We start from the raw sequence: 24,360 nt of genomic DNA, 5'->3' as shown, positions 1-24,360 counted from the left end.
TTTGCATTTTTTATGTATATATGAATTTAGGTAAGGAAAAAGTCATCAGAATTACAAAAAAGGGAACAGGGAATAGGGAATAGGGAACAGATAAGAAACACTCATTTTCACCAGTTTAGAGCTTCAGTTAAAAAAAAGATGTTTTTAAAAGATGCGTAGCCCGAAAAAAACAGTGTCATTATTTCAATCTCATGCCATAATGCCATCTAGTAAAATCAGCAATATTAGAAATAACTAAAAAGTCAATAGTTTTAAATTGCTGATCAATAGCTGGTAAACTGCATACTTTAGCCCCAATATTTAGATATGCCTGAAAAATATTAGGAATTGATATATTAGACTTTTCTGGATAACTTTGCGGAATTTCTATCAAGTATTTTGCATGAGGACATACTAAAATATGAGGATGGATAAAATTATTTTGTTTTAAATAATTAAAAGTACAAGCTGCTTCTCGATGAGATTGTGTAAGTAAAGATGCACAGCCAAAAAAATATTGTTGTTTAGTCCAAAGTAAATAATTAGCTAATCCTTTCCACAGTAATAATAGAGTATGACTATTGCGGTACTTCTTAGCTATACAAGCACGTCCCACCTCAACAGAAGATTGAAGAACAGCATCAGGAATACCATGAAGATCAAATATATCAGCCGCATCAAATCCTAGATATTGAGCAGCCATTGTATAAGTTTGCATTCTATAAGTACCAATCGTTTCACCCGTATTTTTAGCAATGAGTAATAAATGATGACAAACTTGATCAAATTTATCTTGATCCATTTGGGCAATATTAGAATTAGATAATCCTAAACCGAGTTCTAAATTAAATACTTCAAATCGCAATTGAAAAATAGATTCTAGTTCTTGAGGATTTGCAGCTAGACGCAGGATATATTTATCAGTTTGCAAAATGGGAAAATCAGGAGGATGGAGTTGATAATGATTGTAGCGATAAGAAAGTTCCATCTATTTTCCTAAATATGGCTAAGATATAGATCCCCGACTTCTCAAAGAAGTCGGATATCTGGTTATTCTAGTGATTACATTCTTTTCATTATGAACTTAACTGCTCAAAAAATCTGGTGATAAGATACAAAATCACCCAGTTCATACTTTCAATTGTCAGTAAGAATAGATATTAAAAACCCCCAAATATCTTAAAATTGGGGGCGAAGTTGAATTTACTATGACGGACTTACCGGGATAATATTTAGAAAATAAACATAAAAATCAACTGCGGTGATTATTGTTGTAGCGAACCCTTGTACCAGCCCAAAGTAATTTTTCCCGCAGTGTTTGATAATATGAATTATTTGCCCGTAATACAATAAACTTAGCGCGACAATCAGCCATTCTGACATCAACACGATGTCCTGGCCAAATGGAAGTAGATAACACACCATCCATCCAGAGTTTGGTACTTAAATCATAATCGCCCAAAGGCCAAATACTGACCACAGAACCAGGGGGTAAAACCAGAGGACGACTAGAAAGACTCATGGGACAAATGGGAGTGATGGTAATTGCTTCCATCCCATCGTGCATAATTGGTCCACTGGCAGAAACAGTATAACCAGTAGAACCTGTGGGAGTAGAGATAATTAACCCATCTCCCACATACTGATCTACTATCTCACCATCAATTTCCATTTCTAGAATGGAGGTAATCATTCTGTCAGCAGAAGCGGGTTTGACACAAAACTCATTTAAAGCCAAGTAACTTTCTGTTACTGGTTCTAAATTTGAGCCAGTCCCTTCATATACCGCTGCTTGTAACATCATGCGCCGTTGGATAGCATAACGGTCTTCTAACAGCCTGTCCCAAACTATTTCTGGATCTTGAAACTCATCTACTGACTCAGTTAAAAACCCCAAATGGCCGCCTACATTCACTCCGAGAATGGGGATGCCGGCTGGGGCTAAATGTCTGGCACTTGTGAGGACAGTACCATCACCACCAAGTACCAAAGCAAGATCAATTGGTTGATTAGCAGAGGCCAAAAAAACCGGATAGGGGTTATCTTTTGGCCCACTAGGTCCCATCAATACTTGGCAATGACGATTTTCTAGTTGTTTAGCACAAAGTTCAGCCCAGCTTTTACTCTGGGGATCTCGTGCTTTATAAGCAATGATTACCTGCTTGAGTTGCACGCACTATTACCACTTCAGAAGATTAAACTGCTCCATATCAACGGTATCGCGGTTGCGATAAATCGTCAGCACAATCGCTAAACCCACTGCCGCTTCTGCGGCTGCCACGGTAATCACAAAAACTGTGAAAACTTGACCTTTAATTAAGCTTGAATCAAGGAAGTTGGAAAATGCCATTAAATTTAGATTAACGGCATTCAGCAATAACTCAATTGACATCAGTACCCGCACGGCGTTGCGACTGGTAATTAGACCATAAATCCCAATGCAAAACAAAGCTGCGGCTAGTAATAAAAAGTATTGGAGTTGCATGATTGTCAGTTGTCAGTTGTTAGTTGGTAGGGGCGAAGCATTTGGAGAAGCATTTTTCGCAACTACCGATAATTTATCTTCCAAATGCTTCGCCCGTACGGTTGTCAGTTGTCAGAACTTCTACCAGTGCCGATGAGTTCTTTGGGGCGTTCTGGTAGGGTTAAAATTGTTTGTTGTAGGTCAGAAGTTGGTACTTGGTCAGGTAAATATTCCCGACGTGCCAAAATAATTGCTCCTACCATTGCTATTAGCAACAGAACGGAAGCTAATTCAAAGGGTAGCAAAAAGTCGCTGAAGAAATGCTCACCAATGACAATGATGGAATTTTGACTAACTACGGGATTAGTTGTATAAGCCCAAGGCGTAGCTAATACCATTGTACTTAAAAGCGCAAATAGTCCAAAACTCACTAAAGCTGTAAATACTTTCCGTAATCCCGCACTAGGTAATGGTGAAAAATCCTGTCTTTTGTTTACCAACATAATGGCAAACAGAATTAAAACGTTAATTGCACCAACATAAATTAGGATTTGTGCTGATGCGACAAAATCACCATTTAGCAATAGGTATATTCCCGCCATGCTGATGAATACACCTCCCAGCAAAAAGGCGGAATAAACAATGTTAGAGAATAGCACCACACCTAGTGCTGTCCCAATCATCATTACGCCAAGAATGCCAAGTGATACAGACTGTACTCCTTCGGCTAGATTCACTGTTTTTGTCCTTAGTTAGTTGTCAGTTGTCAGTTGTTAGTTGTCAGTTGTCAGTTGTAAATTATCTTTCCTAATGACGAATGACTAATAACTAATGACTAATTATTTTTTTCTACCAAGTCTTCTGGACGAGAACCTGCACGGGGGGCATCGGCGGGGACTCCGTGGGGGTCCATTACGCCTTTAGGTAGGTAAACAAGTTCTCGTAATGGTGTCACCATTGGATCGTTTGTAACTTTATAGGGCAAACGTCCCAGGGCTACGCTATCGTAATTAAGTTCATGGCGATCATAAGTAGCTAGTTCATATTCTTCTGTCATGGATAAACAGTTGGTGGGACAATATTCCACACAGTTACCGCAGAAGATACAAACTCCAAAATCAATACTGTAGTGTTTGAGCTTTTTCTTTTTAGTGCCTTTGTCCATTTCCCAATCAACTACAGGGAGATTAATGGGACAAACACGCACACAGACTTCACAAGCAATACACTTGTCAAACTCATAGTGAATGCGACCGCGAAATCTTTCACCGGGAATCAATTTTTCGTAGGGATATTGAACGGTAACAGGTCGCCGTCTCATGTGGTCAAAAGTAACAGCTAATCCTTGACCAATATAACGACCTGCTTGGACTGCTTCTTTGGCGTAATCACCAACTTGTTTGAGGAATTTGAGCATTTTTGTGTCTCTCTCTTTGTCAGTTGTCAGTTGTCAGTAGTCAGTTGCCAATCATGAATGACATTGACCACTGACTGCTGATATTTACCCACCGAAGGCGAAGGGAAAGGCTAGTTTGAAGGCGGCGGTTAATAGGAGATTTACCAAGCCTATTGGTAAGAGGAATTTCCATCCTAAGTCTAGCAATTGGTCAATCCTTACTCTTGGTACTGTCCAACGAATGAGGATGGCGAAAAATACTAGTAAGTAGGCTTTGATTACGGTCATGGTAATGCCTATAACCGCTGTGACTACCTGAATTGCTTGGTCACTTTCGCTGACTCCTAACCAACCAGTGATCATGTCAAGGGGTATAGGACAATGCCAACCACCAAGGTACAAAATTGCTACTAGTAAGGCAGAAAGTACCAGGTTAATGTAGGAACTGAGGTAGAAGAGGGCGAATTTCATGCCTGAATATTCGGTTTGATACCCTGCAACTAGTTCTTCTTCTGCTTCTGGTAAGTCAAAGGGTAGGCGCTCGCATTCTGCTAGGGCGGCTATCCAAAAGATCACGAAACCTAATGGTTGTCGCCAAATGTTCCAGCCCAAAATGCCAAAGTTAGATTGCTGATTCACGATGTCAACGGTGCTGAGACTGTTGGACATCATAGCGATCGCTAGTACACTCAATGCTAAGGGAATTTCATAACTGATGGACTGCGCTGCTGCCCGTAAACCTCCCAACAAGGCATATTTATTATTGGAGGCATAACCCGCCATTAATAAGCCAATGGGCTGAATACTGGATAATGCAATCCACAAGAATACGCCCATGCCGACGTTAGCAATGATAATATTCTGTCCAAATGGCACAATTAAATAGGACAGAAATACTGGTAAAACGACAATAATTGGACCAATGGTAAATAGCCAAGGATCTGCTTTGGCGGGGATGATATCTTCTTTAAATACCAGCTTCAGACCATCTGCTACAGGCACTAACAATCCAAAAGGACCCTGGTATTCAGGCCCAATCCGTTGCTGTGCTGCCGCAGAAATTTTCCGTTCTAGCCATGTGGCAACTAGGACACCTACTGTAGCCCCAATAAGCATCAACACCATTGGTAATGGCATCCATAGGGCTTTGGCCGCTCCTGGGGGAACGCCTAAATCCTTGACAGATTGAATAAAAGTTCCTTGGAGGTCAATTCCTGGATTCATGTTTGCTGCTCTTTAAGTCAACGTGCTGATGAACTGTGAAGGATGAAATCAGTTATTCTAATTTTCATAAGATCACGCGGTAAGCGGGAGACTCAGTCCCTTTAGGGCTGAGAGGGAAGCGACACGAGCGGTTTTAACCGCTGTGGATATTGAAATTAAAACCAGATTTTTGATTGGAACCTGGAAACCAACTCCCATTTCTGGGGTAATGTTAGCTTCGACCTGTTATAAGAGCTTGCTTGAGCTTGCAACACTGTTCCAGTGACCTTGGAACTGTTTAATCACAAGCGACAGAGCAGGGAACTAGCTTCGCATTCCGGGGTGTCATGACTCAAATAACGGCTACCCTTCGACTACGCTCAGGGTGGTCTGGTCAGCACGGCTTGCTTGATTACTCTTGCAAGCCCAGTCCCCTTAGGGCTGGGTTACTGACCTTTTGTCTTCAGCTTTAGTAATAATCTCTGCTGAGATGATGACCGATTGAAGTTCAATACATTTGCCAATTCATGAGTCTAGTATATCCTTGGATGGTTTTCACCATGAGACTCCACAAGACAACTTCTACTTATGGTTGGGATTGGGAATTGATGATTGGTGGGTGAGGAAATGGGCAAAAGTTTCCCCATTAAGTCGTTAAACAAGACAAATTAGCCGCTTCCCAGTTGGTAACGGTTGTCTATGGTCTACAAATTGTCTGATTTTCCCACACTGGCTGCTGCTGTCAAGTTGCCAATTTTAGCGGGTTTTGATTTTGGACGACAAGCCTCAATGGTAGATAGGACAGTTATCAATCTGCCCACTAGAGGACTTGAATTGAACATCCAAAATCTAGAGTTAATTTATTTGTTAGTTAACGTTGGTCAATGGGAGTGTAGGCGATTTCGTGACGACCGTTGTAAATTTGGGTAGGACGGAAAATCCGGTTTTCTACTAGTTGTTCTTTCCAGTGTGCTAACCAACCTGCTACACGAGCGATCGCAAATACTGGTGTAAACAAGTCTGTAGGAATTCCCATTTTCCTATACACTAAACCGGAATAAAAGTCAACATTAGGATAAATCCCTCTGTCACCCAGTTTTTCCGAAACTACCCGTTCCATTTCCACGGCAATTTCATAGTATTCATCATAGCCAAACTTCTCAAACAACTGCTCTGCCAAGCCTTGTAAGATTGTAGCCCGGGGGTCTTTGACTTTGTAAACTCGATGTCCAAAACCCATAATTTTAGCTTTGCGTTGCAGAAGATTATCCACATAAGGGACAACATTTTCTACAGAACCGATTTCTTCTAACATCTGAATTACTTCTTCATTCGCTCCACCATGCAATGGTCCACCTAAAGTACCTACGGCACTGGCAACTACTGCATAAGGATCAGTTAAGGTTGAAGCTGTTACCCTAGCACTAAAAGTAGAAGCATTCATTGTATGCTCAACATGAAGAATTAAGCAGATATCGAAGATTTTAGCGGCTAAAGGATCAGGCTCTTTCTCGTTGAGCATATACAGGAAGTTAGCCGCATAGCCTAAATCATCTCTAGGCTTAACTGGATCATTACCTTCCCGCATTAACTGGAACGCTGCTACCATCGTGGGAATAGTCGCTATTAAACGAACAGCCGCGGTACGAATGTAGACAGGATTATGTAAATCCCGACGAGAATAAAATAAACCTAAAGCAGCAGCAGAAGCTTGAAGAGCATCCATCGGATGACCACTTTCAGGAAAGCATTTCATCATATCCCGAATGCGGTATTTGATGCGTCTGTGGAAGAGAACTTCATGCTCAAATTCTTTCAGTTCTTCCTTTGTTGGTAACTCACCCCAAATTAAGAGATATGCAGTTTCTAGGAATGTACTTTTTTCAGCTAATTCCTCAATCCTGATACCACGATATTCTAGAATTCCTTTCTGCCCGTCTACATAACTAATACTCGACTGGGCTGCGGGAATACCTTCTAAACCAGGCTTGTATTCGCATACCGTCATGGCAACACCATTTACTTTGTAAAATATCTGCTCACGCTAACTCACCAGAGACTATTTTCACCACAAAAGTTGCAGATGTAACAACTATTACAGCAGGTACTTGGGTGGTGTCAACCAAAACATTTGACTACGACCCCAAGCTGAACCATCATCTGGTAGTTTTATTCCCATCATACCTGCTTTTTTGAGGATGAGGCTCTCTTTTGCTTCTCCCCACAACAGAATTTCTGCCCAATGGCTTAAGTTAGGCTCATGGCCTACTAATCCTAGTCGGGTTTTTTGGGGATAATTTCTAGGTTTCAGCCATTCTTGCCACCAATTTTGAATATTACCATCAAAGCTAAGATGATCTGATGCTTCTAACTGGGAACTCAATCCAGCCGCAATGAGTATTTCTGCTGTTTGATAAGCGCGAACTAGGGGACTGGTAAGAATTAGATCAAAATGTAATTCTAGCTTTACTAATTTTTGAGCGACTTTCTCGGTTTTTTGTCGTCCTTCTGGGGTGAGTTGTCGTTCTTTGTCTTTTAGTGTAGGTTGATGTTCTTCGGCAATGCCATGACGAATTAAGTATAGTTCCATGTTTTTAGTTGGGTGTTTTTATATTATTTTTGTTTCGCGCAAAGACGCAAAGAAGCAAAGGCGCAAAGAAGAGGGTAAAATTAGTAATTTCATATTAATATCTATATCAAAAGAATCTAGATCTCTCATATTTTAGCCTTTGCTAATAATCCATATAATATTTCAATCCGGTTATAATTAACTATATCAACAATAGTTACTTTTTCAGATTTAACTTCAAAAATGATTCTATATATTCCTGACTTTGCAATAAAATTACCTGAAATTGAATCCAGTTTAGAAACTTCTATTTCTGAACAATTAGGAAATTTTTCTAGATAACTAATAGCATGACTAATTTTTTCTTTCTCTTGAGTTGGTAAAGCATCAAGTGCTATTTGTGCGTTATCATCTAAAACTATTTTATTTTTGTCTATCTGTTGATTATTAGATTCAGTATAAAGATCGCAATACTCATCAACTATGTGTCGAAAATCATTGAAATTGTTGGTTAATCCTTCTCGTTCCGACATCTCCTTAATCTCTGCCAGTGTTCTATCCTTTGTTTCTGTTGGTACGTCGTGTAACACAGAAGCAACTATTTCCAGAACTTTATGATATTCTTGTAGTGCAGTTTCAATACTTTCTTTCATACTAGCCACTGTTTTGCTTAAAAGGCTTCTATGTATGGCAGGAATCCATTCATCCAATAACTCAACAATCAACATTAAAAACTTACCTAAAACCTCCGAATTTAGCTTCTGAATGTATCCATGAGCTAGACGATTGCGCTTTTCCAAATAAGCTTGAATAATATCAAATTCAGAAATTGATAACTCTCCCAAAGAGTACATTGTTCTTAGCAATCTTATGACTGGTAAACGTTCAACAGGAATTGATACATCAACTGCTCTTTTTCTTAATGCTCCCTCAAAAACACTCCAGAGAAAAAGAAAAGCAGGTTCAATATTATTATTTTCAATAAGCTTGCTAACTTGACTAAAATAGTTGATTAGTTCTTCCCAGGAAGGTAGTTCTTCCGATGTTCCAGGTAATGATTCGGCTTCTATATCTTCAAGTGTTACCAATAAAAAACGCCAGCCCGGATGTCTACTAATTTCTTCCGCTACAGATTGTAAACGCTCAACTGAAACTGGACTAATACTGGTTTTTACTTCAATTATTAAACCAGATTCATTTTGATTCTTAGTAGCAAGAATATCGGGTTGATAGTTATCCAAATCAAAGGGTAATTGATCCGCCTTCGGGTTTTGTATAACTGTAAATCCTTCATCACGATACTTTTTGATCAAAGATTCAACTTTATCATCACGTAAACTTTTAGTATTGTCTATCATAAGTATTGTTCCAATGGTTGAGATTCACTTACTTTGACATAAACACACTCTTCGCCAATGATGGCACCTTCCCGCAATAATAAAGGTAAATTTGTTATATCAATCGGATCTGACATAAACCGACGATGACTATCTACATCTAATACTAAATTATCATCTTCATAAACTAAGCCTATAAGTGCATCCTGTATTGGTTTGATAATGTTATCAGTATCAGGTGGAGAATCATCACTACAAATGTAAACTAGCGTAAGCTGTAGATAAGATACTTTAATTGGACTGTCACCTTTCCAAAACTTTTCGGCTTCAGAACGAACAAAATTTTTCCATTCATTCAGTCCTTTCGGTTTTGCTTGTAATGAAACAGGCCGTCTGGAAATGAGAAATTCAAAAGGTATTATTGGCATTCCCAGTGCATCTCTTGATTATAACTTAACAAACTTATAAGCACTTTCCAAAACTTACTCCTCAAGTCTTTGGCATATTTCTAAATTGTACCAAATTTATACCTGCTTCTTTGACAGCAAAAGCTAAATTCATTTGCATGGGTTCAGCACTGCTAAACCCTAAATCAATCAAGTCTTTTAATCCGGTTTCAAGACTAAATTGGATTATCTCTCGGATTCACCAATCTCAATAATTTCTGTTTGATTTGTGCGTCGAAAACTTCCCATTTGATTTTGGCATAAGCCGAGTTTTCATTACCACCAGATAAGAAACCCATGGGAATTTCAAAGCCTCCTGCACCCGTTCTTCCACCACCAAAAAATCGCCCAGTGCTATCTTGTCCAAAGGCTTCTTTAATAAATTCATCAGGATCTAAAGTAAGTTTTGTGGTTCTCAGAGATCCTATCACTACTTCTAGTTCGTCATCTTCATCATGAACAATTCCATAAACTACTGCGGTATGCACATTTTCCTCCGTAACGAGAAAATCAGCCGCTTGGGGGATTGCATCCCGGTCATCATAGCGTAGGTAACCAACACCAGCTATGGAAAAGTTATTTTGAACGATGCGGTTTTTAAGCGATCGCTCGATCACATCCATCACCCGCTTAGAACGATTTGCTTGCAAAATAGCATTTAGTAACTGAGCATCATAAAACCTGCTCAAATACCCAGCAGCCATAAAATCTTCTTCTTGGGCTTGCATCAACCGATTTGTATCTGATCGCAAACCGTGCATTAAAGCTGTAGCACATTTAACGTGCTGGCTAATGCTGTTATCTAAAGTTAATAATCCTGCTTGTAAGTATTGAGTAAAAATTGTGGCTGTAGCTCGTACATAAGGACGAACATCAACAAATTCTGACTTGAGTTCCCCTTGTAAACTATGATGATCCACCAGCACTATCAGGGGAATTCCCGCTTGTTGGATTGCTGGTAATAATTGAGATGTAGTTCCCTGGTTGTCAATTAACACAAACCCTTGATAAGACGACAAATCTTTATTTTTTAAAGTTTGCATCGTCCAGCGTTGAGCAGGTAAATTAGTTAGCTTAACTAAAGCAATATTTTCCTGATGGCTTAAAGTTCCCGCGTAAACAATATCACACTTGATATCATACTGTTGGGCAATTAGTTGGTAAGACCAAGCACAAGAAAGAGCATCAGGATCGGGAAAATCCTGTAAAATCACTAATTGACGTTCATGGCGATGTGCAAGCAGCGTTTTCTGTAATTCTTCTGATTTTTGAGATGCTAGAGAATTGCCACGCTGAACTAAATAGATACCTCCATCACCATTAGAGGATGATAAGGAAGTTCGGGTTAAAGTTGGAAGCTCAATTAGCTCTTTCTCTTTCTCTTTCTCTTTCTCTATTTCCTCTGGATGCGGATCTGTGGTCAATGATAAACTCTCAAATTGAGAAGCCGGATAATTCACGTACATAAGTAACTGTATTTTTAAGCGGGGAAAGGGGGGTTATCCATTCAGGCATAATCCAAGCAATAATGCGCTTGTAAAGCTACATGAGACTTGGCAAAAATCTAAAATTAATTGTCTTGGCACTTTGTCGGGCGGTTTATTTTTGTCAATAGCATGAGTCAAGGATCTATTACATCTACCTCAAGTGCTACAGAGATGCTGAAAATCAGGTACGCTTTACCTCTTGGGTTATATAAAACCTCATAATTTGTGGCTTTGTCTAAACAAATATGCAGATTTTTATGAAAAAAATTTGATAATTATCTTGAATATTTATTTGACTTGTGTTATATTGGACATTCCGTGTGCAAATTGACATCTCAATTTCTAGCTGGCAAGTCATCCACTTATAATTGTAACAAATTATCAGTTAAGAACAAAATCTATCTATATATCGTTTTTTAAAGGACAAAACGCCAATTCTGGAAATTAAGGTTGTTTGATGCTGCGGACATGAAAATATCAGCTTAGTGGAAACTTGCCATAAGCTGTATTCAACACTCATCAAAAGCAAGTGAAACCCCTACTTGTAGTCACTATCATTGACTTTATTTAGTCAAACGGATATATCTACAGGTAAATTTTGACCTGAACTTTTGTAGTTAATTTTGGGTAATGTCAAAGACCTATGACATACTTTTGCCACTCCTGGTGAAGTCCACTTTTCAGATGCTTCGTTACCTCAAAGTAGAGGCTACTGTAAGGTTGACGGGGTGAATGACGCAAAGGCATTCGGGCTTCTTGAGGTGTACGACAGCCTTTTTTGATATTGCAGCGTACACAAGCAGTAGTAATATTCTCCCAAGTATCTCCACCACCTCGTGATCTCGGTATCACATGATCGAGAGTTAACCCGTCCCCTGTGTGACCACAGTATTGACAGGTATGGCTATCACGATGCAGGATATTTCGCCGAGTGAGAGGAATTTCCATATAAGGAACGCGGACATAGTGGCGCAACCGGATCACGGTCGGCATGGGAAAATCCGAGTAAAGGAATTTACTGTTGTATTCTAAGCGTTCAGCTTTGCCTTTCATCAACAACACGGTGGCACGTCGCCAACTGGTGATGTTGAGCGGTTCGTAAGAGGCGTTCAGGACTAAAACCTTCCTCATGAATCTGCGCTCAAGGTATTAGTTTTACACATACTAACACAAATACACTCCGCTGGGGATATGAGAATAATTTATACTTTTGTCCTTGACTCAGATCCCGGACTTCTTTAAGAAGTCCGGGATCTTATTTACCTAAAATCGCCATAAAAGAGGATTTAGGGGTTGACATTTGATTTTAAATTTGTTATCATAAAGCTGATAAGGAAGAACTATCTTCCAATAATTCCAAAAATTATTGAGTATTCAGACACACTAATAATATTGCTCGTGCTACTATCTTGTATAAATTACCGGATCAAAGTTAAACTTCCTGATTAAAGTGATATAGCTTCTAGGGGATGTGAGAAGCTTTTCGGTGGTGTGATAGGAGTGAAGTGCAATGTTAAGTCGCAAGCAAACCCCGATTTTTGCTGACAATCAGGAATGTGATACTTATGCTTGGTTTTCTCAGCGGGCTTGGGTAGAAATTGATTTAGGGGCGTTGTCTGATAATGTCAAGCAGTTGGTCAAGTTTTTATCACCACGCACCCAATTAATGGCAGTTGTTAAAGCGGATGCCTATGGACATGGGGCGGTAGCAGTTGCTAAAACTGCCTTAGAAGCGGGTGCTGGTTGGTTAGGTGTGGCGACTGTTCCTGAAGGTATTCAATTGCGGGAAGATGGCATTAAAGCCCCGATTTTAATTTTAGGGGCAACCAACACGCCAGAGCAAATTCAGGCGATCGCTCATTGGCAACTTCAGCCCACACTGTGTAGTCCTAAGCAAGCTTTAGAATTTTCCAACACATTAGAAACTATTAACTATAATTCTTCTTTATCTGTCCATATCAAATTAGATACGGGAATGTCTAGATTAGGCACTAATTGGCAACAGGCGGCGGAGTTTGTGCAGTTGGTACAAGGATTACCCCATTTAGATATTGCCAGTATTTATTCTCACTTAGCAACAGCAGATAGTCCCGACGCTACGGTGATGATGGAACAGCATAGCAGATTTGAAGAGGCGATCGCCCACATCAAAGCTAAAGGGATCACAATTCCCAGTTTACATTTAGCCAACTCAGCCGCTACCCTGGCAGATTCAAGATTACACTATGATATGGTGCGGGTAGGTTTAGCCATTTATGGGCTTTATCCTGCTAATCACTTACAAAATCACATCAAACTGCAACCCGTTTTACAACTCAAAGCTAGAGTTACCCAAGTTAAAACCATAGCCGCAGGAACTGGAGTTAGTTATGGTCATCATTTTATTGCTCCTCAAGAAATGCGTCTGGCTGTAGTTGGCATTGGTTATGCCGATGGAGTTCCTCGTCATCTTTCTAACCAAATGCAGGTGTTAATCCGTGGACAGCGTGTGCCACAAATTGGCGCAATTACCATGGATCAAATTATGTTAGATGTGAGTTCCATCCCCGATTTGCAAGAAGGGGAAATCGTCACTTTGCTAGGGGAACAGGGAAAAGAACAAATATCCGCTGATGATTGGGCAAATTGCCTCAATACCATTTCTTGGGAAATTCTTTGCGGCTTCAAGCACCGTCTACCTCGTGTAGCTGTGATGTAGAGCAATACCCCATACCCTGATTTTAAATTTTGTATTTTTACCTATTGCCATAAATATTTTATTGTGCTAAGGTAAGTTATTGATGCGGATATGGCGAAATTGGCAGACGCGCTAGATTTAGGTTCTAGTTCCGAAAGGAGTGAAGGTTCAAGTCCTTTTATCCGCACTTTTAAATAAATAGCCAAATTAAAAGCACTCAGGAAAATTAAATCCTGATAGTGCTTTTTTGTGTATATTATACTCATTGATCAAAACATAGCAGAGTGATTTTAGACATATATTTTACAAAAAAAACAGCAAAGGTATTGCTATATAACCGCATAAATTAATGTTCATAATACTCGCCCATGAAAAAATTACACATTGACTTTAATCATCAAGCAGCCGTATACAACAGCCGAGAAAATGGCTATCTTAAATTTCAACTTAATCAACAAACTGGTGCTGTTTTATCCATTGCTCATACTCAAGAAGCAGTTGTTGTACCTGTGACATCGGTTACAGCTATTCCGAATATGCCCGCTTGTATATTAGGATTGATGAATTGGCGCAGTCATATAATTTGGGTAGTTGATTTACCTAAGATGTTTAATTTAGAATGTCTCGATCATCGGTTGCGTCAGTATAATATCATTGTTATTCAAATAGAATCAATGATTTTGGGTTTAGTTGTCCAAGAAATTAAAGGCACAACTAAGTTTATTGCTGATGATATTCGTTCTCCCGTAGGACAAGTAGCATCTAGTTTAGTACCTTACTTGTGTGGTTGTGTGGTGCAACAGGAAGAAATTTTATTGGTATTAGATGCAGTGCATATTTTACGTTCGGATATTCTTGGTATTAACTAATAATTAATACTCGGAAGAAGGGGTAATTTTTTTATTTTATAGATGTGGTGTGAGGAATATATGTTGAATAAAACTGATATCAAACAAAGTGGCAATTCTCAAAATAACGCATCTTTAATTTCTTCAGCAAAAGTTGTTGATATTAGAGGAGAAAATTCTAGTTATAATAGGGTGTGGCATCAGGGAATAGGATATTTACGACAATTTAAATTGAGTACAAAAGCTATAATTTTATCCATAGCTATTGGTACTTTACCAGTTTTGGGAATTGGGGCGATCGCTTATCTTTTTGGGAGCAAATTAATTACAAAGCAAATTATTACATCCCAAGAAACTAAAGCAATTAACTTGAGTGATAAAGTTAATAATTTTATTGGACAACGTTATGGAGATATTCAAGTATTATCTGGTATATCTTTTTTAAGTCCTGCTAATTCTGGAAATAAAGCCGGATCAGAAAAATCTAGGAAAACAAGTAAAGTTGATGTCACCATCATTAATATGGAAACACAAGCATCCTTGGATCGCTTGATAAAAACTGTTAAGGTTTATGATAGTGTCGCTGTATTTGATCTTAATGGAAAAGTGATTATTCAATCAGCCGGAGAATCTTTAATTTCCGAAAAACAACGGATCTATTTTCAAGAAGTAATCAAACAAAATACTCCTATTATTAGTCAAGCAGAAATAGTTAAAAATATAGGCGCAGTAATTTATATAGCTGCACCAATTAAAGATCCAATTCGGGGTAATACTATTGGTATAGTCAGAACCCGTATGCCTGTAAAGGCTTTAGAACCAGTAATAAAAGGTTATATAGATGAGACTAATCAATATTATTTTTTAGATGGAACAGGAAGAATTTTAATTAGTTCCGATCAAAATTTAGTTGGTGAGAAGTTGATAGGTATATATCCTAGTTTAACTAATGTTTTGAATGCGAAAAATATTGATACATTTACAGCCAGATCCAAAAATAATCAAAAGCAGCAACTCATTAGTTATGTACCATTGCCAATATTATCAGGTTTACCGAATATCAATTGGCAGTTACTTGTGGCGAAAGATGCAGCAATTGCCTTTAAGCCGCAGAGAGAATTTTTGACATTAATTGCTAGTACAACACCATTAATTGCATTATTGATGACGTTGTTTATAGCTTGGTTAGGTCAGTGGATTAATTCTAAAATTTTTAGTACATCTATAATATCCTCTAAGGAAATTCAAGAGCAAATACATTTAGATGTATTTAATAAAGAAGAGGAACAAGAAAAAGAAATTGAATGGCTAAAATTATTCCTAGAAATTACTAGAAAAATTCGTCTAAATCTTCAGTCTGAGGTTATTTATCAAACTGCCATTTCCGAAGTTAGTCAAGTTCTAAAAACAGACAGAGTCATCGTTTATAAACTGCATCGAAAAACCCAAGCTGTTAAGGTAATTGCTGAATCAGTAATTGATGATTACCAAAAAATGCTCGGTGTATATAATAATGATTCCCACTGGCGAGAACTTGGTAAAAATAGTCAATTTGAGGCAATATCAAATATTGAACAAGAGTCAAGTTTAACGAGTAGTTATATCGAGTGGTTAAAGAAATTTTCTGTGCAAAGCAGTTTAACAGCACCAATTTTAAGTCATGGAGAAATTCAAGGATTTTTGATTGCTCATCATTGCCATAATTCTCATATTTGGCAATCTGAAGAAATTAATTTTTTGACCCAAATTGCTACACAAATTGGCTATGCTTTAGAACAATCCCATTTACTAGTAGAGATAAAAAGATTAAAAGCACATAGTCAGACAAACACTAATCAAGACAATTCAGAACTCCAGAATTTTCAGAATAGTCTTCAGAAAACTGTCAATCAAATTCAACAAGCTATTGGTGAAGTAAATGTTTATTTGGAAAAATTCACAACAGAAGCAATTATCGAACCTGAAAAAATACACCTAAGCTTAGAAACCATTGACAATATGACTATTGCTATTCAATCTGTAGCTGATATAGCACAACAAGCTGTTACCATTGTTAATGATGCTAACCATAGGGCTACTAAAACTGAAGCAGCGATGGATTTAACATTGCAAAATATTTTCTCTGTCCAAGAAACAGTTGATGAAATAGCTAAAAAAGTCAGACGGTTAGGAGAATCTTCCCAACAAATTTCCCGTGTAGTTTCTGTAATTAATCAAATTGCTATGCAAACTAATCTATTAGCAATTAATGCCGGAATTGAAGCTGCAAGAGCCGGGGAAGAGGGTCAAGGGTTTGCGGTAGTAGCTGAAGAAGTAGGAGAATTAGCCGCCAGAAGTGCAGCCGCAACTCAAGAAATTGAGGAAATAATTGAGAAAATTCAACGAGAAACTGGTGAAGTATTAAAAACAATGATCATGGGAACTAATCAAGTTACCCAAAGTAGCCATATTATCGAAGATGCCAAACATAGTTTACAACAAATTGTTGATGGATCACAGCAAATAAATACCTTAGTTCAGTCAATTTTGATTTCTACTACATCTCAAGTCCAAACATCACAAATTGTTAGTCAAACTATTAAGGATATTACTATTATATCAGCCCGTAATAGTGATAATTCTCTTGAGGTTTGCCAATCTTTACAAAAAGTAGTAGATATTTCTCAGGAGTTAAAAGATACTATTGAGACTTTTCCACCTAATTAATATTCTCATTTGTTCTGAATTAATAACTAATGACTAAGGACTAATGACTAATGACGAAAGATAAAGAATTAGAAATCCAGATGCAATTTCTGGAAGAAGCAACTGATTATCTCAATACTTTAGAAGGAATATTACTGGAAATTGACACCAGTAAACGCATCGAACTAGAACATATTAATGCTGCTATGCGAGCCGCTCATTCTATTAAAGGTGGAGCAGCTATGATGGGATTTCGGGTATTAAGTGATTTAGCTCATAAATTGGAAGATGCTTTTAAAGTTTTAAAGACTCAGAAAGATTCCTTGGAACTTGATACTCATTTACAAAGTTTATTACTATCTAGTGTTGATTGGTTGCGACAGATTGTGGAATTACTGGCCAAGGGTAATGATTTAGATGATAGTTGGTTAGGAAAATTTTGTTACCCAGTTTTTGACGAACTTTATGAGCGTTTAGGTGAACCTACCCCAGAAGATATCACAACTTTACTATCATCAGAAGATGATCCAGAAATTATTCCTTTATTATTTGAAACTGAAGTTGAAGAGTATTTACAACACCTAGAAGCTAGATTAAAAAATAGTAACAAATCGGGTTTAAGAGCAGAGTTGGTAATGATGGCAACTGAGTTAGGTGGGTTAGGAGAAATGCTGCAATTAACGGCATTTACCCAACTATGTCAATCAGTTAGTCATTACTTAGAAACTGATCCTGATAGTGCTGTGGAAATTGCTGATTTAGCATTAAAAGCATGGCGACAATCTCAAACTTTAGTATTAAGTAATCTTCGAGGTAATTTACCAACAAGAATTGATTTTGGTAAAGTTATTAATCATAATCTTCCTGAGCCATTAAATAAACAGGATTATTTATTAAATAAATCAGCTATTTCTGATTTTCAATTATTAGAAAATGTCGAATTATCTCCAGAAAGTGCTGATAGCGGATTGGCTTCAGAGAATCTGCCAATAGATTACAAATATACCGAACGCAAAACTGATATTCATTTATTTCCTAAAGAAAGAGAAAATCAGGAAAATACAGTTAGAGTTCCTAGTAAACATTTAGAGAAAATTAATGATTTGTTTGGAGAAGTAATTATTCAACGTAATGGGTTAAATGTGCAAATGGAAAGATTACGTAAATTGGTGCGTAATCTCAGTCAAAGAGTCCAAATTCTTGATCAAGAAAATCAAGAACTGCGAACAGCTTATACAAAAATGATAACTCATAATCATCTGGTAGAGGAATCAGCTAATCATGGTAATCAAGGAACAGAAAATAATTTTATAGAACAAGATAGCTATCAAAAATTGAATCTTTTATCTCAAAATGTCATGGAAACTATTGTTCAAGTTGCAGAAGTTACCAGTGATATCCAATTAAGTGTGGATGATACAGACCAAATAGCGCGAAAACTGAATAAAACTTCTAAACAATTGCAAAGACAATTAACTCAGGTGAGAATGCGTCCTTTTTCTGATTTAGTGGAACGTTTTCCTAGAGCTATTAGAGATTTAAATGTTGAATATGGAAAAAATGTGCAGTTGAAAATTGAAGGTGGAAATACTTTAATTGAAAGAGGTATTTTAGAGGCTTTAAATGAGCCTTTAATGCACTTGTTACGCAATGCTTTTGATCATGGAATTGAAGATCCTACTACTCGTAAAACTCAAGGAAAACCCGAACAAGGGTTAATTGAAATGAAGGCAGTTTATCATAGTAATCGCACAATTATTACTATCCGTGATGATGGTCAAGGTATTTCTTTAGAAAAAATTCGTCACCGCGCTTTAAAAATGGGTTTGGATGATTCTTTATTGGCGAGCGCTAGTGATGAAGAACTACTATCATTGATTTTTGAACCAGGATTTAGCACCTCGGAACAGGTAACAGCCTTATCTGGTCGGGGAGTAGGCATGGATGTAGTCCGTAATAACCTGAAATTAGCGCGAGGAGATGTGAATGTTGACACCCAAGCCGGAGTGGGGACGAAATTTACTTTATCAGTCCCATTTACCTTGTCAGTCGCGCGGGTTTTATTGGTTGAGAGCGATCGCTTAGTGTTAGCATTTTTTACAGACGTAATCGAGGAAATTTTCCTCCTAGAACAGGAGCAAATCTTCTTCCTAGACGGCAAAGAATTTATTAACTGGCAAAACCATCAATTACCATTGCTGCGTCTAAATAGTTACTTTGAGTTTAACTGCTCCCGCTACAATAACCTGGAATTAGAAACTTTGCCGATCATTAATGCTATAAGTGTATTGATAGTCAAACATGATCATCAACAGGTCGCAGTTCAAGTAGAACGCTGCTGGGGTGAGCAAGAGGTAGCTATTCGTCAAGTAGAAGGTAATATTCCCCTTCCCAGTGGGTTTAATAACTGTACAATTCTTGGTGATGGTCGAGTAGTTCCCCTGATTAATACTAATGATTTAGTCTTATGGATTACAACAGGTGAACGTCCCCATATCAGTAATAAATTACCAACAACTAGATTACAAACTGCATTCCTCAAACCGCCAAAAGTAGCAACTGTCAAACAACCTAGTCGCCAAAAAGGGGTAATTTTAATTGTTGATGATTCGATTAATGTCCGCCGTTACCTCGCCCTAACTCTTGAAAAAGGTGGGTATCAAGTAGAACAAGCTAAAGATGGTCAAGAAGCTTTAGAAAAGCTGGAAAGTGGTTTACAAGTGCAAGCGGTAATTTGTGATATTGAAATGCCCCGTATTGATGGTTATAGCTTTTTAGAGCGGATTAATAACAATACAGAGTTAAGAAATATTCCTGTAGCCATGTTAACTTCCCGTAGTAGTAGTAAACATCGTCAGTTAGCTATGCAATTAGGGGCAAAAGCCTATTTTTCCAAACCATATAATGAGCAAGAATTATTAAGGACATTAGAAGAAATAATTTTCCAGATTGCAGAAACAACATGATTGAATTAAAAATATATAAAATACAATAAAGCAATTTTAAATTTGAAAATTTTGGCTGTTTTTAAACCAATGATTCAGTCCACACGGGGTTTATGGCACTTTGGACAAACGGTACTGGGTATTATATTCCGCCACCCCATTACTGGTACAAGTATTATCCCCATTTTACCTGATGGTCAGATTGTTCTCATTAGAAGAAAGGATGATGGTCGTTGGTCATTGCCTGGTGGTATGGTGGATTGGGGAGAAGATGTTCCTCATGCAGTCCGTCGGGAATTGATGGAGGAAACAGGGCTAGAAGTGGTCACAATTCGCCGTTTAGTGGGAGTTTACTCTTCACCAAATCGTGATCCTCGGATTCATTCTATCTGTATTACTGTTGAAGTCGAAGTTCAGGGAAAAATGGCAATAACAGATTCCTTAGAAGTCATGGAAATTCAAGCTTTTCCTCCTAGTTCTTTACCAAAACCAGATATGTCTCATGATCATTTTCGTCAGTTGCAAGACTATTTAAATGGCTTAACAACACTTGCATAAAATATCAAAGATGAAAGATTTTGGGTTTGAAAATTAAATCCAAAGTCTATAATTAAAAATTGCCCAACTTAGACAACTAAATTAGTAAATTAAAATGAATCTTTTATTTCGTAACTCCCGAATCAAACTTAGTCAAGGGGTACTGTTTTGGCGTGAAGTTGGTACAGGAATACCCATGATTTTTCTACATGGTGCATGGAATGATGGCAGCGAATGGGTATCGATAATGGAACTATTGGCTAAAAATATCCATTGCTTCTCACCAGATTTGCTAGGTTTTGGTGAATCTGCAAATCCTAATATTCACCATTCTATAGATTTGCAAGTCGAGTGTTTAGCTGATTTTTTAGAAGCTTTGAAATTAGAAAAAGTTTATTTAGTTGGTAATTCTCTTGGTGGTTGGATTGCGGCTAGTTATGCTTTAAAATATCCAGAGCAAATATCTGGTTTAATATTGTTAGCGCCGGAGGGTGTCGCAGCAAAAGGACAAAAAAAGGAATGGCAAAAAAGACGGCGGTTATTTAACTGTTCACCATTGATAATTAAATTTTTACGCTTCATTCTGCCGCTGATGAGATTGATTGGTTGGGAAGAAAGAATTGTTAAAGATTTAGAATTAAGAAGAGAATTATTACAATCCTCTACGGCTTGTCAATTACTTTTTAACCGCAAGAAACCAGAAATAGAAGCAGAATTATTAGAAAACTACTTACCAGAAATTAAAGTTCCCTGTTTGATTTTACAAGGTAGTCAAGATACAAAAACTGCTATATCAAAAAGTAATACTTATGCTCGATTAATTCCTCAAGTTCAGTTACATAATATTGCTCATGGGGAAAGTAATTTACCAGAAACTTGTGCTGGGGTTGTTGCTGAAGCTATTTGGGATTTTCTTAATAAGTAGTCAGGAGTCAGGAGGAAGAAGAAGAAGAAGAAAGAAGAAGAAAGAAGAAGAAAGAAGGAAGAATAGTCTTAAATCTAGGAAAGTGATCATTGAGATTAAGACTAGATTGACTCTAAATATCGGCGTAACTTACTACTAAACCAGTCAATAACTGTGACTACTACTAATAGCACTAACATCATGGTTGTGGCTTTGGTATATTCAAAACCATCTATATAGCTTTTTAATTGAAACCCTATTCCCCCAGCACCAACTACTCCTAAAACCGAAGCAGCACGAATATTATATTCAAACATCCACAGGGTGTAACCTAATCCTAAAGGTAATATTTGGGGTAATATCCCATACTGGACAATTTGTATTTTCGATGCCCCAATTACCTGTAAAGATTCTAAGGAACGATGATCTACAGATTCTATTGCTTGTTGATAAAATTTAGCAAGATAACCAATAGTATATATTGACAATGCCAATGTTCCAGCAGGTGCGCCTAAACCTGTAGCAGCAACAAAGATTAAACCTAAGATAATTGAAGGTACGGAACGAACAGCATTTTGCAGTAGGTTTGCTATCCATCTTAGCCATAAAGGGGCGATATTATTAGAACTGGCTATGGCAATTGGTAATGATAAAACTGCACCTAGGGATGTTCCCCAGACAGACATTTGCACGGTTTCAATTAATCCTTTAATAGCAATATCTAAAACTTGTAAGTTGGGAGGAAATAACCGAGAAATAAAGTCTATTATGAAAGGAAAGCTATCTTTTAATAATTTAAGATCAACTTTTAATCCTTGTAATGCCCAAATGTAAACTCCTATCATCAATAGAAATACAAGTGAGGGAATAAACCCAGGATAACGATGAAAAATTTGTGAATTAGAAATTTTTTTCATTGTTTTTAATAACTAAATATAAATTCAACTTTCTTAAATGATATGTGATGAAAATTGCGCTTGTAAATTTTCACATTTACCATCATAAACTACTTTTCCACTATCTAGAATTATTGCCCTTTGAGCGTATTCTGTAGCTAGTGCTAAATCATGTAAAACGGTAATAATAGTTAATCCTTGTTGATGCAATTCTGATAAAGTTGTCATGACTTGTTGTGAGGCTACCACATCTAAACCTGTGGTAGGTTCATCGGCTAAAAGTATTTGTGGAGATTGCATTAATGCTCTAGCAATTGCTACTTTTTGTTGTTGTCCACCACTCAATTGACTAGTTTTTTGATATATTTGTTCTCTTAAACCTAATTGTATTAATAATTCTAAGGCTAATGTGCGATCGCGTTGCGGAAATCCCCATAAAGTTTGTCTCGTCTTTCTCACTCCCAATTTTCCACATAAAACATTATCAATTGCTGATAATTGACGAATTAATCCCCCTCCTTGAAATAACATTCCCACATCTCGACGAATTTGCGGTAAGTTTTGATCACCCACAGAAACACCATTAATTGTAATTTCTCCCTTAACTAAGGGAACTAAACCCACAAGTGATTTCAATAATGTTGATTTACCTGCCCCATTCAATCCTAACAATACGACAAATTCACCTTGATTAATTTGGCAATTAATATTATTTAAAATTGGCCGGTGTAGAGATGCAATATAATCTGTTTCTAAATGACAACATTCAATAAAATTCACGTTACTTTTAGATAAATGATAATTTGTAATTACTTCAGAGGAAGGAGTCATGGTTAGTTTTGTGAAAATTTCATCAGAAAATGGTAATTTTGTCAGAATTAAGAATTTTATTCCCAATATTCCTAATTCTGAATGCTGACCTTTAAAGATTATTCCATCCCCGCATTTTTCAGCGCTTCCCGCACTGGTTGAAGATGACGATTATGATCAACTCTTACCAATTCTGTGGAATTATATAAACTGCTTAGTAATTGATTGTTTTCGGATTTGTTTAACTTTAATAAAGCATTAATTAGCTTTTCTCTAATGATAACTGGGACATCATCATCAATCGCAATCCCATGAGCCGGAACACCAGAAATTTTATGTAATATCCTGACTTTATCTCTATTCTCAGCCGCCAAATAGGGAGGGAAAAGAGCATATTCTGAGACTACCGCTACATCTGCTTGACCTCTAACTACAGCATCTAAGGCTTTACTATAATTTCCACCATAACTAACTTTACCAAAGAAGCTATCCAAGCGATCGCGGTTAGGGACAAAACCCTGTTTAACTAACTCACTTACGGGAAAAATAAACCCAGAACCAGATGTTGGAGAAGTAAAAGCAATAGTTTTTCCTCTGAGTTGTTCTAAAGTTGCTTTTGGAGAATTTTTACTTTTTAATTGGCTATTATTGGGAACAATAAAAATAGAATTATAAGTATACCTACCAGAGTAATTTTTGCGAACTTCAGCCAAATATAACCGAGAATTTGCTAATTGTTCAGCCTTTAAAGCCGGACGGCTACTTAAAAACGCTACATCAGCCCGATTTGCTCTTAAAGCTTCTACTGCGGCTGTCTCATCACCTACTTGCGCTTTAACAGGTATCCCTAACTCCTGAGATAAAAAAGCAGCCACATTATTAGCTTTATTTTGCAAGTCAGTGGAATCAGCACGACTAGGAAAAACTATAGTTAAAGGGTTCATTTTCTGAGCAACTAAGCGTGGTGCTGGTTGATTTTTCAAGGGGTTAGCTATGCATATTTGCATATAACCCAAACCACTCAAAGCCATTCCCGTCAAGGCTAACAACCCTCCACTAATCCCCCAAAATTCCTTTTTATTTATTGTCATTTTTTTAACTCCAATTAGAGTATTTTTGCGAATTACTTGCAATTATTGCCATAAAAAACCTTAGCCTTTTTAACAATAAAAGTCAA

The 24,360-nt window shown here is 37.4% G+C and carries 22 protein-coding genes and 1 tRNA gene; 7 read left to right on the top strand and 16 right to left on the bottom strand.

The features are described 5' to 3' along the window. Positions 1-178 precede the first annotated feature (178 nt). From HGD76_RS13780 to HGD76_RS13720, 13 genes are all read right to left on the bottom strand, one after another. Positions 179-967: a GNAT family N-acetyltransferase gene (locus tag HGD76_RS13780; protein ID WP_148760327.1), complete on the bottom strand. Its 789-nt coding sequence runs from the start codon at positions 965-967 to the stop codon at positions 179-181. Between the two features lie 264 nt (positions 968-1,231). Further along, a complete protein-coding gene (locus HGD76_RS13775) occupies positions 1,232-2,152 on the bottom strand; it encodes an NAD(+) kinase (RefSeq protein ID WP_148760329.1) in 921 nt (306 codons plus the stop codon). 6 nt (positions 2,153-2,158) lie between these two features. Then, a complete protein-coding gene (nuoK, locus tag HGD76_RS13770; RefSeq protein ID WP_148760331.1) occupies positions 2,159-2,464 on the bottom strand; it encodes an NADH-quinone oxidoreductase subunit NuoK in 306 nt (101 codons plus the stop codon). 104 nt (positions 2,465-2,568) lie between these two features. Beyond that, a complete protein-coding gene (locus tag HGD76_RS13765) occupies positions 2,569-3,180 on the bottom strand; it encodes an NADH-quinone oxidoreductase subunit J (RefSeq protein WP_015080281.1) in 612 nt (203 codons plus the stop codon). A 98-nt stretch (positions 3,181-3,278) separates the two neighbouring features. Then, on the bottom strand, positions 3,279-3,860 hold the full coding sequence (gene ndhI / locus HGD76_RS13760) for an NAD(P)H-quinone oxidoreductase subunit I (protein WP_168696123.1): 582 nt from the start codon (positions 3,858-3,860) through the stop codon (positions 3,279-3,281). 84 nt (positions 3,861-3,944) lie between these two features. Then, the gene (nuoH, locus tag HGD76_RS13755; protein WP_148760333.1) at positions 3,945-5,063 is read right to left on the bottom strand and encodes an NADH-quinone oxidoreductase subunit NuoH; all 1,119 of its coding nucleotides are present in this window, start codon (positions 5,061-5,063) and stop codon (positions 3,945-3,947) included. Positions 5,064-5,746: 683 nt separating this feature from the next. Next, the gene (locus tag HGD76_RS13750) at positions 5,747-5,884 is read right to left on the bottom strand and encodes a hypothetical protein (protein WP_168653255.1); all 138 of its coding nucleotides are present in this window, start codon (positions 5,882-5,884) and stop codon (positions 5,747-5,749) included. A 29-nt stretch (positions 5,885-5,913) separates the two neighbouring features. After that, a complete protein-coding gene (locus HGD76_RS13745) occupies positions 5,914-7,050 on the bottom strand; it encodes a citrate synthase (protein WP_168696122.1) in 1,137 nt (378 codons plus the stop codon). An 87-nt stretch (positions 7,051-7,137) separates the two neighbouring features. Further along, positions 7,138-7,632, bottom strand: a complete 495-nt coding sequence (gene sixA, locus HGD76_RS13740; RefSeq protein ID WP_168696121.1) for a phosphohistidine phosphatase SixA — start codon at positions 7,630-7,632, stop codon at positions 7,138-7,140. Positions 7,633-7,757: 125 nt separating this feature from the next. Continuing rightward, positions 7,758-8,969 (bottom strand): hypothetical protein, encoded by a 1,212-nt coding sequence (locus HGD76_RS13735; protein ID WP_168696120.1) that lies wholly within the window; start codon positions 8,967-8,969, stop codon positions 7,758-7,760. Continuing rightward, positions 8,966-9,376, bottom strand: a complete 411-nt coding sequence (locus HGD76_RS13730; protein ID WP_015080287.1) for a RusA family crossover junction endodeoxyribonuclease — start codon at positions 9,374-9,376, stop codon at positions 8,966-8,968. Before HGD76_RS13730 ends, HGD76_RS13735 begins: the two co-directional genes overlap by 4 nt. A 194-nt stretch (positions 9,377-9,570) precedes the next feature. Then, positions 9,571-10,860 (bottom strand): DHH family phosphoesterase, encoded by a 1,290-nt coding sequence (locus HGD76_RS13725; protein ID WP_148760339.1) that lies wholly within the window; start codon positions 10,858-10,860, stop codon positions 9,571-9,573. Positions 10,861-11,514: 654 nt separating this feature from the next. After that, positions 11,515-12,012, bottom strand: coding sequence for an HNH endonuclease (locus HGD76_RS13720; protein WP_168696119.1), 498 nt, complete (start codon positions 12,010-12,012; stop codon positions 11,515-11,517). A gap of 379 nt (positions 12,013-12,391) precedes the next feature. On the opposite strand from HGD76_RS13720, the gene alr reads away from it, so the two are divergent. The 7 genes from alr (at position 12,392) to HGD76_RS13685 (ending at position 21,498) form a co-directional block, all read left to right on the top strand. Continuing rightward, a complete protein-coding gene (gene alr / locus HGD76_RS13715) occupies positions 12,392-13,579 on the top strand; it encodes an alanine racemase (RefSeq protein ID WP_148760343.1) in 1,188 nt (395 codons plus the stop codon). Positions 13,580-13,663: 84 nt separating this feature from the next. Beyond that, positions 13,664-13,745 (top strand) — tRNA-Leu (locus HGD76_RS13710). Between the two features lie 181 nt (positions 13,746-13,926). Continuing rightward, on the top strand, positions 13,927-14,427 hold the full coding sequence (locus HGD76_RS13705) for a chemotaxis protein CheW (protein WP_015080291.1): 501 nt from the start codon (positions 13,927-13,929) through the stop codon (positions 14,425-14,427). Between the two features lie 60 nt (positions 14,428-14,487). Further along, positions 14,488-17,112 carry a methyl-accepting chemotaxis protein gene (locus tag HGD76_RS13700; protein ID WP_168696118.1) on the top strand — a complete coding sequence of 875 codons (2,625 nt, stop codon included), beginning with the start codon at positions 14,488-14,490 and terminating at the stop codon, positions 17,110-17,112. A gap of 50 nt (positions 17,113-17,162) precedes the next feature. Further along, positions 17,163-20,057, top strand: a complete 2,895-nt coding sequence (locus HGD76_RS13695; protein WP_168696117.1) for a hybrid sensor histidine kinase/response regulator — start codon at positions 17,163-17,165, stop codon at positions 20,055-20,057. 69 nt (positions 20,058-20,126) lie between these two features. Beyond that, positions 20,127-20,594, top strand: coding sequence for an NUDIX hydrolase (locus HGD76_RS13690; RefSeq protein ID WP_174782899.1), 468 nt, complete (start codon positions 20,127-20,129; stop codon positions 20,592-20,594). Between the two features lie 94 nt (positions 20,595-20,688). After that, positions 20,689-21,498: an alpha/beta fold hydrolase gene (locus HGD76_RS13685; protein WP_168696116.1), complete on the top strand. Its 810-nt coding sequence runs from the start codon at positions 20,689-20,691 to the stop codon at positions 21,496-21,498. Positions 21,499-21,599: 101 nt separating this feature from the next. On the opposite strand, the gene phnE is transcribed toward HGD76_RS13685, so the two are convergent. From phnE to HGD76_RS13670, 3 genes are all read right to left on the bottom strand, one after another. Then, positions 21,600-22,394: a phosphonate ABC transporter, permease protein PhnE gene (gene phnE / locus HGD76_RS13680; RefSeq protein WP_168696115.1), complete on the bottom strand. Its 795-nt coding sequence runs from the start codon at positions 22,392-22,394 to the stop codon at positions 21,600-21,602. A 33-nt stretch (positions 22,395-22,427) separates the two neighbouring features. Further along, a complete protein-coding gene (locus tag HGD76_RS13675) occupies positions 22,428-23,204 on the bottom strand; it encodes a phosphonate ABC transporter ATP-binding protein (protein ID WP_168696114.1) in 777 nt (258 codons plus the stop codon). A 98-nt stretch (positions 23,205-23,302) separates the two neighbouring features. Continuing rightward, on the bottom strand, positions 23,303-24,274 hold the full coding sequence (locus HGD76_RS13670; protein ID WP_168696113.1) for a phosphate/phosphite/phosphonate ABC transporter substrate-binding protein: 972 nt from the start codon (positions 24,272-24,274) through the stop codon (positions 23,303-23,305). Between the last annotated feature and the right edge of the window lie 86 nt (positions 24,275-24,360).

The organism is Dolichospermum flos-aquae CCAP 1403/13F (assembly GCF_012516395.1).
Taxonomy (GTDB): Bacteria; Cyanobacteriota; Cyanobacteriia; order Cyanobacteriales; family Nostocaceae; genus Dolichospermum; species Dolichospermum lemmermannii.
This window is presented reverse-complemented; position numbering and strand designations above follow the sequence as displayed.